Here is a 19,426-nt window from a genome sequence, read left to right as displayed (position 1 = left end):
ATTATTCTATTGAAGCTTTTTTAGTTTTAATTAAAAGGGTACAAAAAGCACTGATTAGCAACAGAACACCTGCAAAAGTAATTGCTTGACGAGGATCATTATCTAAAAAGTTTTTTAAAATGTAACCAAACGACAAGTTTTGTATAATCATTGGGATAACAATCATCATATTTATAATTCCCATGTAAACTCCATAACGCTCTTTTGGAACAACAGCAACAACCATCAAATATGGAATCCCCATCATGCTTGCCCAAGCAATTCCGTATCCAATAATCACAGCAAAAAATACGTATTGGTTTTGGACTATTGGAAAGCATAAAAAAGAAACGGCTCCTAATAATAAGCACACAAAATGAATCATTTTTGCGCCGTGTTTTTTAGCTAATTTCGCCAAATAAAAAGCAACAGAAAATGTAACTATAAATCCAAAAGCACCTATTAATCCGTTCCACTCAACGGCTTTTTCATAGCCCATTACATTCTTTGGAGTTACATTCCATACGGACAATGCAATACTTTTTGAATTGTTTTGCCAATAACACATCATGGCATACCACTGAAACAAATAAACCAAAAACAGTTGCCACATCACTGTTGGCATTTCTAAAACTGCTTTATAAATATCAATAAAAGGAGAAAAAATCTGTAATGGTTCAGCTTTTAAAATTGCTATTTCTTCTGCAGTTGGTGGGATTTCTTTTGTTTTACTCATACTCCACCAGATGGAAGTTACAGAAAGTACCGCTCCTAGAAAGAAGGAGGCGTAAATCCAAGTAGGTAACGATCCTGTGTAGCCAACAAAAACAATTGGAAATAGAAATAGAGAAATATAGGCCAGAAACTGTCCGAAACCCGTAAAAAAACTTTGAGCCTGAAAACCTACGGGCTGTTGTTCTTCGTCTAATGTGTCAGCAATAAATGCGCGATACGGCTCCATAGCAGTGTTATTCCCAACATCTAGAATCCAAAGCAAACCAGCAGCCATCCACAATGAACTGCTAAATGGAAATAAAAATAAAGCGATACTACAAATTATAGCTCCAATAAAAAAGTAGGGTTTTCGTCTTCCCCATCTTGGATGCCACGTTTTATCACTCATCGCGCCAATAATAGGTTGAATCAATAAACCAGTTAAAGGTCCCGCAAGATTTAGTATGGGGATTTGATCTGGACTTGCATGTAAAAAATCATATATCGGATTTACGGCACTTTGTTGCAAGCCAAAGCTGTATTGAATACCAAAAAAACCAACATTCATATTGATTATTTGCCAAAAGCTCAATTTTACTTTTAAATTCATTCTAGGTGGTTAATTTGTTAATTTTTTCTAAAATTAATTTTAAAATTGCCAATTAAATACAGAATAAAAACAAAAACGTTTTCGGAAGACCCGAAAACGTTTTCGATAATTTAAATCACCTAAAAAATTCTTCTTTATTTTGAAGTAAAAGGAATAATTATTTTAGTTTCCCATTGTAACTCTTCTCCTCCATTAAAAGGATTGGACAAGAAATGTTCCAAAACTTTATTTTCCAATTTAAGATTGTGCTTTTTTGCATAATCCATTAAGGCAAACCAAGCTCTGTCTGAAGTCCTGAAATTGCCGTAATAAGTTGCTTTTAACCCTTTTATTACTGGTAAAGTTTTAAATTTTACAACATTATTTATAACACTATTTGTGGGCTTGTCTACTGGAAAACAATAATTAAAATCGATTGTTTCTTTATCAAGATCCCAATTTATAATTTCTAAGTAAGGTCGCCCTTTTATTTTTATTTTATTTTCAAATAAAAAACCAGTAATGATAGCATCGTTTGCGATCATAGTTTGCCCTTTTTCCTGTAAAATACTTTTCAGATTAATGTATGCTACAAATGTCTCTTCTGAAACACCTTCACCTTCAATTCTGACTTTAAAATTTTTTAAATGTTCGCCCAATCCTTTCTTGAAATCAGTTATTTTTCTGATTTGCTCCTGTTTGAACTTCGTATTAAAAAATGGCGCCGTTAGTTTATTATACAAGCTATGATTCAAATCCTTGATACCAACATTGATTTTTGTCACCGAATCATTTATATACGTAATGTCCCAATTATATTCCATTTGAACATCATCTTTTTTCATTTCTTGCTTGATGAAATCAAAATTTCTCTTTTCTAAAATTACATACCTTTCAGATTCCTTTAAAGCCTGAGCATTTGACCATTCCTGAATCCCTTGAAAAACAGTCCCTGTAGCTGCATTTACTTTAAACGAAATAGAATAATCTTCTTCCTTTATAAAGAGGTACCAAATTAAAAACAATGAAAATAAAACACTAAAACCAATTATAATTTTTTTCTAACAGTCATTATTTTTTAATCATCTTTAATTTATTATTGATATAACCTCCAATATTATTGCCTTGTGCAACACCATTTTCAATTGCTGCTCTGTAGTGAATCCCTCCGTAAAGCCTACTAATTGAAGCTTCTGCGGCAGCTTGTTTAAATGATTTAAAAGGTCTTTTAGGCAACCCAAAAGAAACTTCTGAATCATCGATATAACTAAAATTATCCCCAAAAATAGAGGTTAGAATAATTGCTGAACACGAAGAAACAACAGAATGTCCGCTTACATATTCCGGAAAAGGTGGTGTTTGTAATTGTGGTCTCCAGTTTTCATCTATATTTTGATTAATATACGTTTCAGGACGCACAACATTACTTCTGTACTTTTCTTCCCAGCAACTGATAAAACTCTCAAAAATTCCAATTGATGTTTTCGTGTAAGCAAAAACCGTAGTCTCAAAATCTGATTTAGATTTTTTTAAAGCTATTTTAGTAATGTTAATCCAGTGTGCGTCTGGTGTATTTTTCTTTTTTGCAAACATCATATGACCTTGTATTACGGTAGCATACGGATTACAATCCCAAAAGGAAGCTATAGCCGATTCTTCAGGAATTGGTTTGTTTGAATTTTTCTCCACTTCAACTAATTTTTCAGAAATTAAATTTCCTACATCATAAGTTTCTTTTGCATCTTTATAAAAAGCAGAATTTTTATCCGTAGAAAAAGGATAAGGTGCAATGGGTTTAAATTGTGATGCTGAATCCATAACCAAAGTCCTTATTTCTCCCCAATGCGGTTCAACACCATCCATATAAGATGGCGGAGTTGGCTGCCATCTTCCAGCTTGATCTGCATGAACTGAAAATTTAGAAAAAGTTCGAGTTTGCTTATAATTGTCTTTTCCCATCCACATTTTGATTCTGTCCACCACTTTTAAAGCGTATTCTTTAGACACATCAAATTCTTTTTGATTTTCGGAACCCCATTTTTCATACAAGCTATCTCTGTATTTTTCTAGAGCTTCCTCAGAAAAAATCAATTGTTTACTCACTTCAATATGGGCAATAAGCGCTGCTAAATTTTTATTCACTCCACTTTTCGGATCTAGTTTAGGAATAGAATCTAATCCTTTTAACTGACCTTGTAAGCTTTCATATTTAGTGTTGTTTTGAGCCATAATCTCATAAGCAGCAACATTTGGATAAACATAAATTCTACTGGCTACAGGAGGCGAAAATATATCATGGACCATAATTCCTGTTACCGTATCAACTGCAGCACAAAAATCATCTGTCGTCACTTTAATAGGAGTGTCTTTTTTACATGAAGTTAAAAAAAGCATTACAAGTCCTAAAAGATAAATTTTAGAGTTCATGTTATTCGGTTTAATTATTTTATTTGTCATTAAATTATTTTTTAGCTGAAGGCATTTCATACAATTCTGCTTTTTTATTATTGATAGTAATCAACATATATTTTTTTCCATTGAAATTAACAATATCCAAATGCCTAACTGCCTTTTGCGTCAAATCAATTCCTATTTGATTGCCTAAAAAGATGGTTTTTTCATTCTTGATCAAAGCTCCAGAAAATCCGTCAAACCTACTGTGATAAGGAGAGACTCCAAAATAATTTCCTGCTACAAAAACCTCCTCGTTCGCATCTGAATCAAAATTAGATTTCAGAAAACTTGTAATGGGTGCCACTTGCATTTTATTCAAAAAAGGAACAAAAGTAAACTTTCCTTTATCATTTCTCAAATAACCTGACTTCAGATTGTGAACTTCAAACAAAGTTCCTTTTTCCAACATTTTTGGATCAAAAATTTCAACTAATGCTTTACCCGCAAAGGATTTGTAACTGTTGAATTTCTTTTTTAACATCCCGCTGAACTGTTCTGCAAGTTCATCCAGACCTAATGTAGTATAATATTGTCCTTTCTTTTCTATTGCCACAATCGTTTCAAAAGATCCGTTAGTATCAAAATCATCATAATACATTTTCATTGGAAAATCCTGCGAAGCTTTGAATTTAGAATTCATTCCCCAGTTTCCTACCAAGTAATCTTCATCACCATCATGATCTATATCAAAAGGAAGTACTGATTGCCACAATCCATTATTTTTTTCCGGAAAAACTGTTGCTGTTACATCCGTGAATTTACCGTTTTTATTGGCAAAAAAAGTAGGCTTCATCCATTCGCCAACTACAATTAAATCTGTTTTTCCGTCTTTGTTAAAATCAGTAAAAACAGCATCTGTAACCATTCCGATTTTCTCAAAAGTCTTATTTTGAACAATAGTGAATATTCCTTTATTGTTGTTCAACAAATAGCAATCCGGCATGCTTCCAAATCTATTATTGATTGAATTGTTACCAACAAAAATATCTAAATCACCATCTTTATCATAATCAAAAGCCTTTACAACCGATGCATTTTGAGCCAGCTTAGGCAAAACTGCATTTAGGAACTGATTGTTTTTATTTAGATACAAACGGTCTTGCAAATTAGATGCATTTTCACCTCCACCGGAAGCTACATACAAATCATTTGTTTTATCATTATTGAAATCGCCTATGACAACTGAAGCATCTTCAAAAATAGAATCTTTTTCGATTTCAGCAAATCTCTTTTTAGAAAATCCGGAAGCATTTTGAAAATAAATCGATGCTTTTTTACCTTTGGAACCACCAAAGAAAATATCCTCTTTCCCATCTCCATTTAAATCTCCAACTGCTGTTGCTGCTCCACGATCAGAACGTTGATATGGAATTAATTTTTGAGACAAAATATCAATAAAATCATTTTCCTGATGTATAAAGTCGATTCCTAAACCCGTTTCCAGTTTTTTGAAAATTGGCAAAACACCCGGATGCAATTTTTTATAATCAAAAGCTTTTCTATTCTGATTGGCTTTTATGGTAAGCGTTTGACATGTTTTAACATTCTTTACTGTTTGATATGTTTTATCCGGCCAAATCACCACTAACGAATCTACCTTAGTTGTTTTTCCATAACCAAAATGGATAATTGGTTCTGATGAAGATTGAAATCCTCTGGTAGTCTGTAGTTCCTTAAATTGTTTTTTTTCTTTGGAATAAGAAATTACTTTGGCTCCAATCCCAAAAGTATTTTTTCCTGTAAACCGTAGTTTCAATTTTAAATAGTTTGATTTGGTATCCGTTTTATTTATATAAAGGGATGCAATTGCATTGGTATTATTGGTAATTACATCTAAATCTCCGTCATTATCAATATCTGCATAACCACTACCATTTGAAATTATAGAATCATTTTCTATCCAATCACTTGAACGGTTTTTAAACTGTAAATCAGCTGCACCTTGAAAAACATAGTTTGTCACATTTCCCTTTGGCATTCTCTTCAGCGCTTCTTTATCCAATAACTTTGTCGTACTGATTTTGTTTTTTATTTGATCATTTGAATAATATTTCACGTAATCTAAATCGTTCGGACGTTTTGGAATTCCGTTACTAATAAAAATATCTTGTTCTCCATCTTGATCATAATCACCAAATAAAGTACTCCAACTCCAATCAGTTGCTGCTACACCACTCAATAAAGCAGTTTCTGTAAAATGGCCTCCTGCTTGATTTAATTGCAACGTATTTCTGGAATACTGATAATGATAACCTAGTTTTTCGGTTCTCATTTTTATCATTTGAGTATTGTCATCACCCAATGAAGATTTCAACACCTTTTCGTCTTCTGGAAGCATGTCTAAGCTCAGAACATCTGGAAAGCCATCATGATTAACATCTGCAACATCAACTCCCATTGAAAAACGACTTGTGTGTCCAAAATATTGTTTTAAACTTTCCGTAAAAGTTCCATCACCATTATTTATATAGTAGTAATCATCTTCGTGAAAATCATTCCCCACATAAATATCTGGATAACCATCTAAGTTAAAATCAGAAACCGCCAATCCTAAACCGTAGCCATTGGCACCTCCAAAAATTCCTGCCAGCTCACTTACGTCAACAAATTTTCCATTATCATTGCGAAATAACTTATCCCCACATTCATAACTTCTTTTAGTCCTAATAGCAGCATTTCCGAAAGATAATTCAGAGTGAACGGCATGATTCAATAAATACATGTCTAAATCCCCATCCAAATCATAATCAAAAAATGCTGCTGAAGAACTGTAATTATCAAGATCTAATCCGTACTCTGCTGCACTTTCAGTAAATGTGTTGTCCTTGTTGTTGATGAATAATTCGTTTTGACCTTCAAAACCATTAATTCCAACAACTGCACAAACATAAATATCAAGATATCCATCTCCATTTACATCAGCCATAACAGTCCCGGCATTCCAGTCACTTTGACTTTCTACACCAGCTTTTACTGAAATATCTTCAAATTTATTTTTCCCTTTATTCAAATACAATTTATTTTTTCCTTGATTGGAAGTGAAATAAATATCTACCAAACCGTCATTATTGATATCGCCAAGGGAAACGCCTCCACCATTATAATAATAGAGGTAATCTAAAATGGAAATGTTTTTGGATTCTAATAATTGGTTATTGAATGTAATATTGCTTTCCTCTGAAGACAATTTCTCAAATAATTGCCCCTCTTTTTTGGAACAACCAATAAATAGCAATGAAGCCAGTCCTATTCTGAAAAAATTATTCATGGCGTCTAAATATTTTAGGGGTATTATCATTTACAACAGCTATAATTGAAACCGTTTTATTTTTATCTTTTATTATTTTAACCTGTTTTACTTCCCCTTTTATGAAGAAACCTGATTTATTATAAGGCAACCATGAAAAAGTTCCGTTTTTGCTTCCTAAAAGTATGCTGCCATAATTAGCATCCAATCTGGAGAATTGTGGTTTGAACTCGTATTGATTTCCACCCAAGATTAAATCCAAAATTCCATCATTATTAACATCCATAGTACTAATGGTGTTTACACAAGAAAACTGAACTTCTTTTGGAAGCGCTTTTATCTCAAACTTACCATTTCCTTTGTTGATTGCAATTACACTTTCTTGAATATTTACTGTCTTCTGAATCGAATTATCGACTACTTCTTTAGCAAATAATTCCTGAAATGTTTTCTTAGAATAATCCGCATAGCTTAAATTTTTCTTCTTAATCGAAGGAATCTGTTTGGCCAATTCCTGTTTTAGATTTATTGGTAAATCTCTACCTTCAATTGATCTGGTTGCTATTTGTTCAATGGTTCCATTATTATCAAAATCATTGGTAAACAATTTCATCGGATTTGCATTGGTTGCTTTGTAGTTTGTATTTGTTCCTTTATTACCTAAAATCAAATCTTTTTTACCGTCATTGTTCAAGTCAACACAACTAACAGCATTCCAAAAACCAAGATACCCAGTAAGATTAGATTTATATTCCACCAATCGGCGTCCATTATTTTTGAAAATCATTGGCGCTGTCCAATCCCCAACTAAAATTAAATCTTTTTTGGAATCGTTATCAATATCTTCCCAAATTGCATCGGTTATCATTCCAACCGAGTTAATTTTGAATGCTTTTTTATCGGTTACGTTTATAAAGTTTCCTTTTCCGTCGTTTTCCAATAATAAATGCTTAGGATCAATTCCATAAACACCAGGAACGCTTCGACTTCCTATAAATACGTCGGTATCGCCATCATTATCAAAATCGTTTGAAGCGATTACCGAAACATTATTGTTTGTTGTTGGTATATTCGTTTTGCTTTTCACAAAAACTCCTTTTCCGTTATTCAAATACAGACGGTTTTTATAATTTGCCTGATCCGCTTTTTCATTTCCACCGGAACCTACAAGTAAATCGATGTCTCCATCATTATCAGCATCAAAAAAACTGGCCGCAGTATCTTCAAAAATAGCATCTGCATCTAAATCCTTCTGATCAGTAACTGAATAATTACCATTCCCTTTATTTAAATATATTTTACCGGCTTGCCCTTTGGCTCCGCCAATAAAAACATCCTCATTCCCATCACCGTTAATATCAGCAACTGCTAATGACGGCCCTTCTTGAGAAAGCATTTTAGAGATTAAACCTTCATGATCAAAATCGACATAATTATTTTCTTTGTGTGCTAAAAATTGATTTTTCTTTTCAGCAAACAATGGTTTTGGCTTGTCATTTTTAGTAACATAATCTACTTTGGCATTTGTAATATTCAAATTTAAAGTACAATTATTGGCAATTTTTTTAATCGTCTCAGATTTACCATTTGGCCAAATCACTTGTAATGAATCAATTTTTTTAGTTCCAATACCAAAAGTCATTACATAATCAATAGACGATTGAAAACCTCTGGACGGAATCAACTCTTGCCTAAGAATTTCTTTACCAGAGAATAACTCAACAACACTCCCAACACCAAATTTGTTTTGATTATCTCCTTTTAGTTTTACTTTAACGTAATGATTTTTCTTATTTTTCTCGGAGTTATTTCGATATACGAAAGATTCCATATTGACATTATTGACAATCAAATCTAAATCACCATCATTATCTAAATCCCCGTAAGCAGCACCGTTAGAAAAACTTGGAGTATCTAATCCCCATTTCATAGCTTCATTGCTAAAGGTCAGGTTTTTGTTATTCTTGAAGGCGTAATTTGGTATCGGCGTGCTTGGCATTTTACTGATAATAGTCTGAATTTCTTCTTTTTTACCTGTAACCACCATTTTTTGCATAAACTCATTAGCAAAAAAATCAACAAAATCCTGATTGGTTAAATCGTTATAAATTCCGTTACAAACATAAATATCTTTGTAACCATCATTATCCATATCAAATAATAAAGCTCCCCAACTCCAATCGGTTTTGGCAACGCCTGCATGATTTGCTATTTCAAGAAATTGATTGTCGCCATTGTTTATTTGCAACGTATTTTGCATATATTGATAGTAGAAATCCAGATTTACTTTCCTTGTAAATAAATCATAGTTTTCAAAATTTGTAGTCGTTTTTAAGCGTTCGTCCGGTTCCGGTAACATATCCGTTACAAAAATATCGGCTTTCCCGTCATTGTTTACATCGGCCATGTCAGCTCCCATTGAAGATTGGCTGATGTGTGATGTCCATCCCTGAATTTGTTCGGTAAAGGTTCCGTTTTTATTATTTATGTATAAATAATCTCTTTCATAAAAATCATTCGAAATATAAATATCCGGATACAAATCTCCATTTACATCTCCTACCGTAACTCCAAGACCAAAGCCTATCAAACTACCATAAATTCCTGATTTCTCACTTACATCAACGAATTTTCCGTTGTCATTGCGCAACAACTTGTCACCGCCTCCTTTTAGAATTTCAGCGACATCCCAATCTTTATCCCTTAAGTCTCTTTTGTTAGAATAATTAAGACTGCTTACCGGTATAAAACTGTTATTTAGAATGTAAACATCTAAATCACCATCTTTATCATAATCAAAAAAAGCAGCATGCGTAGTAATTCCTGTGTCAGCTAGATTGTATTCGGCTGCTTTTTCAGTAAAAGTATTATTGCCGTTATTAATAAAAAGTTCGTTTTTTTGTTTATCACCCAAACTATTTCCTGCGTTACACACATAAATATCGAGTAAACCATCGGCATTCAAATCAACCATTACAACACCCGTCGACCAGGTTTTGGTTCCTTCAACACCCGCTTTTTTAGAAATATCCTCGAATTTAAAATTTCCTTTATTTAAGTACAGTTTGTTCGTTCCAAGATTTGAAGTAAAATATACATCGGAAAGACCATCGTTATTGATGTCTCCAATAGCTACACCGCCACCATTGTAAAAATTTCTGTATTTGAATATGTTCATGTCTGCGCCATTTTTAACTTCATTTAGAAAATTAATTCCGGTTTGTGAAGCATCTAACTTGGAGAATAAGGCGTCTTTATTTTCTGAATTTTCTTTGGAACAATTGGAAAAAAAGAGAATAATAAGTGGTAATAAGACAAAACGATTTGACATATTATATTGTAGAATTTAGTTAGGTAATTTCAGTTGATTAGAATTGCCTAATTTATATAATATTGATAATAAAAAAGAATAAAATAGATATAAAATAAAGAGGGTAATAAATACCCTCTTTATAACTAACTCAAAAAATAATTAATTGTAAACATTTTTTTAGTAACCTGGATTTTGTTTCAAATTTGCATTGAATAAAGCATCCGCTGGAATTGGGAATAACACATATCTATTATCAGACACATAAGGTTTCAACTCTCTAGCTTCCAAGAATTTTCCAAAACGAATCATATCATTTCTTCTCCATCCTTCATACCATAACTCTTTACCTCTTTCTGTGTATATAGCATCTAAAGTAGTTGGAACTGTACCTGCTACATTAGTTCTAGATACTAATTGAGCAAATTTTGTTAAGTCATTAACTCCAGTACCACCTCTTAGAATTGCTTCTGCTTTCATCAATAACGCATCTGAATAACGCATCAACGCATAATCATTTTCAGGAGTACCAACATTAGCTTCATCCGGAATGTATTTTTGACTTCTGATCCCTGCAGTTTCAAGTGTAGCACCTCCAGTAATCAATGTCAAGGCTGCAGTAAACACTAAAGGATTACCTTTTCTATCCTTTAAATTTACAGTACCAGCTGGTATGTTAGTGTATAATGCTCCACTCGCATCTTTATCTCTACCAAATTCATCACGGTTTTTACCATTTTTCATTTGACCTACTTGAAATCCAACATTATTACCAAAAGCGTCAATAATATATTGATCTGAATTTTTAATACGTCTATCATTAGGATTAAACTTATTGTAGTATTCAGCTACAGTTGCAAAACCATTCCAACCATCAGGTGTCTGTTGGTAATGCATACCCATTCTCCATCTTGATTGAATACCTCCACCTTGACCACCTCTAATATTTTTAGAAGAGAAAAGAATTTCTGGAGATGTATTATTTGTTGGTTTGAAATTATCCCAATAATCAGTTGCTAAAGAACTATTAATTGCATCTACATGAGTTACAACTTTAGTCATATCAGCAGGATCAAAAGTATAAGGTCCTGCAGCATCAGCAGCATTAAAAACCCCTTTGTTCAAGTATAATTTAGCCAATAAAAAGTGAGCTGCATCTACATTAACAATACTGGCATCGCCAGCAACACGAGCAGGCAAGCTTCCTATAATTGCTTCAAGTTCGCTAATAACAAAAGCTGTAGCTTCTTGTCTTGTCCAAACTTTAGGATCTGCTTCCAGAGAGCTACCAGCTTCTCTGTAAGGTGCCTGACCATATAAATCAATTACATTATAATAGTAAAACGCTCTCAAAAAACGAGCTTGAGATATTTGCGTAGCAGTACCATTTTCTATAACCAAGTTACAATTGTAAACTTGTGACAATAATGAGTTCCAAGCATTTCTAATCTCAATATTATCTGGTGCCCAAGTATGCGTATGTAATTGTCTCCATTTAGCATTATCATCCCAGTCACCACCTCTTGTAGGTCCAACTAATGCATCCGTAGACATTTCATCTAAGGCAAACATTTTATCTTGATCTTGAAAACCTCTTAATCCTTCATAAGCACTAACCAATAATGAAGCAGAATTAACTGTTGAACCTCCAGTACTGCTAATGACTACACCATCTAATACTTCCTCATCTAGATTAGTACAACTTACTCCTAGAATAATAGTACTAGTAAACAAGATGCTTTTTATAATATTTATTCTTTTCATTGTTTTTTTAATTAAAATGTTACGTTAAGTCCAACTGATACACTTTTATCTCTAGGATAAGATAAATACTCCATCCCCGCCGAAGGCACTCCGTTTAATGATTTATCAGTATCAACCTCTGGGTCAGATCCTGAATAACTAGTAATAATAAATAAATTAGATGCATTTACAAAGAAACGAGCCGATTTAATTCTAAATCTTTCTAAAGAATTTACAGTATAACCAAACGTTAGATTACCCATTCTCAAGAAATCTCCTTTTTCTAAATACTTAGTAGATGGAGAGTTCGGATCTCCTTGTGCTTGAGGAGAAGTTGCAGCTTCTAAAGTTGTATTTCTACCTCCTAGGAAAGCTCCTTTAAAGAAATAAGCATTTGTTGTGTTATTATAAATGTAGTGACCAAAAGCACCATAGAAAGAAGCACTTGCATCAAATCCTTTGTAAGCTACATTAGTAGTAAAACCAACATTAATTTTTGGCAAAGGTTGTTTGTCCAATAATTTTTTAGCTGCAGTTCCTAAACCTGTATCATTACCTGCTGCATCAGCATAAATTGAATTACCTGTTGCATCATATCCTCTCCACTCATACAAATAATAAGTATATGCTGGTTGATTGTTTGTAATTACCTGAGCATAAGCATCTGTTAACCCTTGACCATTCAATCCACCAGTAGAGATAAAACCAGCGAAGTTTTTAACTTCATTACTTAAGAATGATGCATTCCCTGAAACATCCCAAGTTAAATCTTCAGTGTCAATTACTTTATAGTTCAAAGATACCTCAACACCTTTATTGATTAAGTTTCCAGGTAAGTTTTTAAAACGTGGAGATGGTGGTCCAGGCTGAGTTGCAGCTGCCGGTACCGGGAAAATTAAATCCTTAGTATCTCTTTGGAAATAATCTAACGAACCTGTTAATCTATTATTGATCAATTCAAAATCAGCTCCTACACCATATGATTTAGTAGTTTCCCATTTCAAATCAGCGTTAGAGTTTGTATCAACATTTAAATTACCATTGTTACCATAAGAAGCTCTAGCAATTGCAGAGTTTGGCGCAAATTCCTGGTTTCCTGTGATACCATAATTCCCTCTAATTTTGAAGCTATTCAACAAACCTTCTTTATCTTCTATAACTTTGTAAGCTATACCTGCAGAAGGAAAATAATCGTATTTGTTATTAATTCCTAATTTTGTTGATCCATCAGATCTCAATGTAGCAGTAAGAATCAATTTTTTAAATAAAGTAGCATTTACTCTACCAAAATAAGATTGTAATTCCACTCTGTTTCTATAAGAAGATACTCTGTACTCATTTTGAAGACCTCCTTCAATGTTATCAATCAAATTAGTTTGGTTAACATCATATCCTTTACCACTTGCAAAATTTCCATCGGCAGTATAATCATAATAAGAATAACCAACTAACGCGTCTAAATTAAAGTTATCACCAAAATCATTATTATAATTCAACGTATGTTCAAACGTTTTATTAAACTTATTTTGATTATTGATAAAAGCTGTACCAAATTTAACTTCGCTTGAACCAGGAACTGTTGCTTGAAATGCCGCTCCTGAAATTTCCATAGTTGGCAACAACTGGCTTTTTCTGCTAGAAGTAGAACTCTCAACACCAAATAAGAATTGATATTTCAATTTACTATTGATTTTCCATGTAGTATTGATACTTCCTAATAATTTATTAGTATTCGTATAATCTGTATATGAATTTAATAATTGTACTGGATTTAAATAATCATCTCCTACTACATTGTATGAACCATTAGCATTATAAATTGGCAAAGTTGGGTTCCAATATAAAGCAGTACCAATTACGTTACCAATAAAACCTGCATTATTAGACAAAAGAGTCGCTTGATCTTTCAATGAAGCATAAATAATTCTTGACTCTACTTTTACAGCTCCTCCAAAAAAGTCGTTAGAGTTATAAAATGATGCGCTGTATTTGTCTAAACCTGTGTTTTTAACAATTCCATCTGTATTAGAAGCTCCAAAAGATATTCTTGTATTAGAATTTTCTGTAGTCTTACTAAAAGATAAATCATGATTCATTGAGAATCCACTTCTTAAAACTGCATCTTTCCAGTTGTAAGATCTTGATCCTTTATCATCTCCACCTGCTTCTGCAAATTGATCACCAGTCATTACATCCAGTTTACCTGACAATTTACTAAATTGAAATGAAGTACTATATGTTAATTGTGGTTCTTTAGATTTACCTTTTTTAGTAGTAATCACAATAACACCATTAGCTCCACGAGAACCATAGATAGCCGTAGATGAAGCATCTTTCAACACAGACATACTTTCGATATCATTTTGATTGATAAAGTTTAATGGGTTTCTTGCAGATGAAGTTCCTAATAAATCAGCTCCTCCACCAGAAACATTTCCACCATCCAAAGGCACACCATCAATAACGATTAATGGTCCGTTTCCTGAACGAATAGATGAGTTACCACGAACTCTAATAGCAACACCAGCACCTGGCTCACCACTAGATTGTGTAACTTGAACACCTGCAACTTTACCTCTCAATAATTGAGCAGGCGAAGGAGAAGATACATTATCAAAATCTTTTGCACCAATTTGATCAACTGCACCAGTTGCATCTTTCTTTCTAACTGAACCGTAGCCTATAACTACAACTTCTTTTAATTCAGCTGAGTCTTCTTTTAACACTACATTAACTGTGCTTTTTCCTGCTACATTTACCTCTTGAGTTTTAAGACCAATGTAACTAAAAACTAAAACTGCGTTTGAGCCAACATTCTTGATAGTAAATTTTCCATCGAAATCAGTTTGCGCTCCATTTGTTGTTCCTTTTACTAAGATAGAAGCCCCTGGAAGCGGACCGCTAGCATCAGATACAGTTCCAGACACATCTTGCGAATATGTCAAACTTGTACATAGCATCGTTAGAAACACCATCAAGCCTTTAATTAGACTATTTTTCATACGTAATAAATAAGTTGGTTAATAATTTGTTTTAATGGTTTGTTTTAAATATTAAGTTCAAACATAATTATAAATTTATGATAATATTAAGATTTTACTAAACTATAACGTTTTCGTTGTGCCGAAAACGTTTTCGATTTTAAAATTAATCCTTTAAAAAATTAATACTAAAATTATAATAAACATAAAAAAAAGGTACTAAAAAAATCATTCTTGTATTATTTTCGCTTTTACATCGAAAAATCATTGCGTTTTAATCAAAAAAAACGTCTATTAAGAAAGAACATTGCGAATTATTTAAAGCAATGTCATTTTTTGCTATAAATCAACAATCTGAATTTGGTTAAATAAATATACCTCAAAACATTTGGCTAAAAAAACCACATATGCTTTATTTCCCATTTCATAACCCTAAAAAAATAGTAATGTAACAAAAACACATAAAATTCATTAGATAAATACGTTTAGAGTTTAAGAACATTACTTGATTAAATCCCTAAAAAAAATAGAAATAAAAAAGCCACGAATACAGTAATTAAATCCATTACAAACAGATTGAATCATGTATTCGTGGCAAAAAAAACTTTAACTTAATTATTTGATAACAATTGTTTTATTGTCAACTCCAATACCAATAATCTTTAACGATTTCCATTGTTTGGGTAACAATCCTTTATTGTATTTCAATCCCATATCCGTTTGTTCCACTCCGCCAAAACCATAAATAACGGCTTGAAGCATTGCTCCTGCTCCCGTGGCAAAATATGGATTGTTACTATTTGCAGATTCCGAAAACACTCCAAAAGGCGGACGGCTATTTGGCAAATAGGATTTTACAAAATAACTATACGCTTTTTCTCTGTCTCCTAATCGTGAATACAAAACAGATAAAACTCCGGAAGCCATCGCTGGACCATCTTTTTTATCTATTTTCTCTGCATAGTATTCCAAATCTTTTTCAATTTGGGCTTTGTCTGTAATTATATGTAAAGGATACGCTAACAAATTCACATCGGCTTGTTTTATCATTTGTCCTTGATATCCTTTATAATTTTGAGTAATCCCATTCTCTCTATGAATAAGTAATTTCTCTGATACTGCCGCCCATTTTGGATTGATTGGCTCATTCAAAATTGTTGCCGCTTTAATCGTGTTTTTCAAAGACTCAATAGCTGATGCATTTGTAAAGGCATTATCATCTACGTGTTGGGCATATTCATCGGCACCAACTACATTTAAAATAGAATAACTTTCATCTTGATTTTTAACTACACGGCTTACCCAAAAATCTGCTGTTTCTTTCAGAACCGCCCATTCTTTTCTCAACCAAGATTTATCTTGTGTATAACTGTAGTAATTCCAAAATGCAATCGAAACATCCGCCGTGATGTGTTGCTCAAAAATCCCTGTCAATGCCCAAGTTGGAGTTGCTTCTTCTCCTGTATCATCAGATTCCCAAGGATACATTGCTCCTTTATATCCATAGATAAAAGCTTTTTGTTTTGCTTTTTGCAAACGGTCTGAACGATAATCTAAACATGATTTTGCCATATCAGGTTGTAAAGCCAATAGTGTTGGATACATCCAAAGTTCCGTGTCCCAAAAAATATGACCATTATATCCCTGCGATGATAATCCCATTGGAGCTACACTTTGCCTCGTTTCCGGGCGTATATATGAATACAAGTTGTACAACGCAAAACGTACCCGTTGTTGCGCATCAAGATCTCCTTCAATTTGAACATCACCGGTATTCCATAATTCAGCCCAAGCTTGTTTGTGACGGTTCAATAATTTATCAATTCCTTCCTGTAAAGCATATATTGGCTGTCTTTCGGATTCATTCAAAGGATCAGTAACATCTTTTGAAGTGCAAATTCCACCTGCAACTGCAAAACGGTATTTTTTACCCTTCATTAATTTTTTAGTAAAGCCAACTTCATTTCTGGTTTGTTTTAAGGTTTCACCTTGTCCGTCAAAAAGAAATGTTGTTGAGGCCGCAACCGTATATTTCCCCGTAAGCGTTTTAGCGACGGTACCAAAAACTGGCATTAAATATTGATTGTCTTTTAAAACACGAAACTGACTTTTAGCCCCTTTCAATTCATCAGGAACCACCATATAATTATTAGCGGTAATTTCGATATCCTTAATTGGAGTAATTTCGACAATTGCCATTGCTGAAAAAGGAACAGCTCTATTAGCCAAAATCGTATAATTGATAGTTGCTAAATCTTTAAATGAAAATGAAGTGGTACTTGTCCCTTCTTTCATAGAAACTACTTGACTCCAATTATCAATATTATCTGATTTGATTTCTTGATTGTTTATATTCAAATGCAGATTCAAAAACTCAATTCCTCGTACAATTCTGCTAATTCCATTTTCAGGACTACCATCATAAACTCCGTTCAGAATAATTTCTTTTGTTTTTAAAGGAGTATCATCCGTAACAATTCCTATTTGTCCATTTGCCATGGCTACGCCAAAATAATTTTCTCTGGAATTTGCCTGTAAATGCCATTCGTCTGATTTAGTTTGTCCAAAAACAATTGGACCTGTTAAAAGCAGGAAGACTAGACTCTTAAATGTTGAAATCATATTTATATTTTTTAATAATATTTTCAAACTTATATAATTTATTTCTTAAAAAATTGAATAGTTCCATATAGTACATTGAATCCAAATCGAAAACGTTTTCGACATATCGAAAACGTTTTTAATTAGACTATTTTGAATAATTAAAAAATAGAATTCTATTTTTATGAAGATAATATAATAATAAATTCTTTTTTTAATGAAGTTCGCAAATAACATCGCATCGATTTTCTTCTTATTTGGCAGCACATTATTCTTGTTTTCTTGTAAAAAAGAAGAAAGCAATGCAATTATTGCCATAACCTCTTCTGAAAAAATAAAAATTGATTCTTCAGAGAAATACAAAGAACCGTTTAGACCACAATTTCATTTTTCTCCAGAAAAAAAATGGATGAATGACCCAAACGGTATGGTGTACTATAAAGGTATTTATCATTTATTTTATCAATATTACCCAGATGATATTGTTTGGGGACCGATGCATTGGGGACATGCCACAAGTACCGATTTAATTCATTGGACCCACAAAAAAATTGCTTTATTTCCTGATAAACTAGGTATGATATTTTCAGGAAGTGCAGTGGTGGATCTAAATAATACCTCCGGTTTAGGAACTAAAGAAAACCCACCGATGATTGCGATTTTCACCTATCACGACATGGCAGGCGAAAAAGCGGGCAGAACGGATTATCAAACGCAAGGATTAGCTTATAGTCTAGATGAAGGCGAAACTTGGTTGAAATATGAAAAAAATCCTATTGTCAAAAATTCTGTTTTAAAGGATTTCAGGGACCCAAAAGTTTTTTGGAACAGCGAAACTAATCTTTGGAATATGGTATTAGTAGCCGGAGATCATGCTCAATTTTACACTTCAGAAAATTTAATTAATTGGAAATTCGAAAGTGAATTTGGTAAAAAAATAGGTGCTCATGGCGGTGTTTGGGAATGCCCAGATATTTTCAAATTAAAAGTTGCCAGTTCTAAAGAAGAAAAATGGGTTTTACTCATCAGTATCAATCCTGGCGCACCTAATGGTGGTTCCGGAACACAATATTTTGTAGGTGATTATGATGGAAAAAGTTTTAAAACTACCCAAAAAGACATTAAATGGATTGACAACGGCACCGATAATTATGCAGGAGTTACTTATAACAATACTCCAGATAACAAGAGAATATTTTTAGGCTGGATGAGCAATTGGCTATATGCCAGAAATACACCCACAAAAAACTGGAGAAGCGCCATGACACTGCCTCGAGAGCTTTCTTTGGTAAAAATAAACAATAGTTATGTTCTAAAAAATAGCCCTGTTGAGCCGTTCAAAAAACAGTTGGTTTCAGAGTTTTCAAAAGATTTGATGCTTATTAAACCACAGCAAAAAATCAATTTTACTTATGATAATTTCAACCAATCTGAAATAAAATTTAAAGCCGCTTCAAAAAATTTAAAACTGATTTTTTCTAACGAAGTAAATGATTCTTTGGTTTTGAATTATGATGCTGCACAAAAAACCTTTTCGATAGACAGACGCCATTCCGGAATAGTAAATTTCGAAGAAAACTTTGGAAAAGAAATCCATAAAACTGCAACGCCAAGTATCATTTCGGAAACCATTGACTACCAAATTATTCTAGATTGGTCCTCTATAGAAATTTTCCTAAATGAAGGAGTATATAGCTTTACTGAACAAATTTTCCCGAACAAACCGTATACAAAACTGAGCATCCAATCCGATGAAAAGCAAGAAATTAAAAACCTTACTGTCCATAGAATCAAAGGAATCTGGTAGC

9 protein-coding genes are annotated in these 19,426 nt (G+C 32.9%); 1 reads left to right on the top strand and 8 read right to left on the bottom strand.

Features of this window, described 5'->3' with window-relative positions:
• Position 1 precedes the first annotated feature (1 nt).
• From CLV00_RS06165 to CLV00_RS06130, 8 genes are all read right to left on the bottom strand, one after another.
• Complete coding sequence (locus CLV00_RS06165; protein WP_099714307.1) at positions 2–1,303, bottom strand: MFS transporter; 1,302 nt, start codon at positions 1,301–1,303, stop codon at positions 2–4.
• A 134-nt stretch (positions 1,304–1,437) separates the two neighbouring features.
• Positions 1,438–2,307, bottom strand: a complete 870-nt coding sequence (locus tag CLV00_RS06160) for a hypothetical protein (protein ID WP_233206862.1) — start codon at positions 2,305–2,307, stop codon at positions 1,438–1,440.
• A gap of 46 nt (positions 2,308–2,353) precedes the next feature.
• The gene (locus CLV00_RS06155; RefSeq protein WP_099716255.1) at positions 2,354–3,709 is read right to left on the bottom strand and encodes a vanadium-dependent haloperoxidase; all 1,356 of its coding nucleotides are present in this window, start codon (positions 3,707–3,709) and stop codon (positions 2,354–2,356) included.
• A gap of 34 nt (positions 3,710–3,743) precedes the next feature.
• On the bottom strand, positions 3,744–7,004 hold the full coding sequence (locus CLV00_RS06150; RefSeq protein WP_099714305.1) for a VCBS repeat-containing protein: 3,261 nt from the start codon (positions 7,002–7,004) through the stop codon (positions 3,744–3,746).
• A complete protein-coding gene (locus CLV00_RS06145) occupies positions 6,997–10,314 on the bottom strand; it encodes a VCBS repeat-containing protein (RefSeq protein WP_099714304.1) in 3,318 nt (1,105 codons plus the stop codon). The genes CLV00_RS06150 and CLV00_RS06145 overlap by 8 nt, the downstream gene beginning before the upstream one ends.
• A gap of 159 nt (positions 10,315–10,473) precedes the next feature.
• Complete coding sequence (locus tag CLV00_RS06140; RefSeq protein WP_099714303.1) at positions 10,474–12,057, bottom strand: RagB/SusD family nutrient uptake outer membrane protein; 1,584 nt, start codon at positions 12,055–12,057, stop codon at positions 10,474–10,476.
• An 11-nt stretch (positions 12,058–12,068) separates the two neighbouring features.
• Positions 12,069–15,038, bottom strand: a complete 2,970-nt coding sequence (locus tag CLV00_RS06135) for a SusC/RagA family TonB-linked outer membrane protein (RefSeq protein ID WP_233206861.1) — start codon at positions 15,036–15,038, stop codon at positions 12,069–12,071.
• 594 nt (positions 15,039–15,632) lie between these two features.
• Positions 15,633–17,639 carry a glycoside hydrolase family 65 protein gene (locus tag CLV00_RS06130; RefSeq protein WP_099714301.1) on the bottom strand — a complete coding sequence of 669 codons (2,007 nt, stop codon included), beginning with the start codon at positions 17,637–17,639 and terminating at the stop codon, positions 15,633–15,635.
• A 196-nt stretch (positions 17,640–17,835) separates the two neighbouring features.
• Here CLV00_RS06130 and CLV00_RS06125 point away from each other — a divergent pair, with 196 nt between their 5' ends.
• Positions 17,836–19,425, top strand: coding sequence for a glycoside hydrolase family 32 protein (locus tag CLV00_RS06125; protein WP_099714300.1), 1,590 nt, complete (start codon positions 17,836–17,838; stop codon positions 19,423–19,425).
• Position 19,426 lies beyond the last annotated feature (1 nt).

The sequence above is a fragment of the Flavobacterium sp. 11 genome (assembly GCF_002754315.1).
GTDB classification, from domain to species: domain Bacteria; phylum Bacteroidota; class Bacteroidia; order Flavobacteriales; family Flavobacteriaceae; genus Flavobacterium; species Flavobacterium algoritolerans.
Note: the sequence above shows the minus strand (reverse complement) of the source record. Positions and strands in the feature narration are given on the sequence as shown.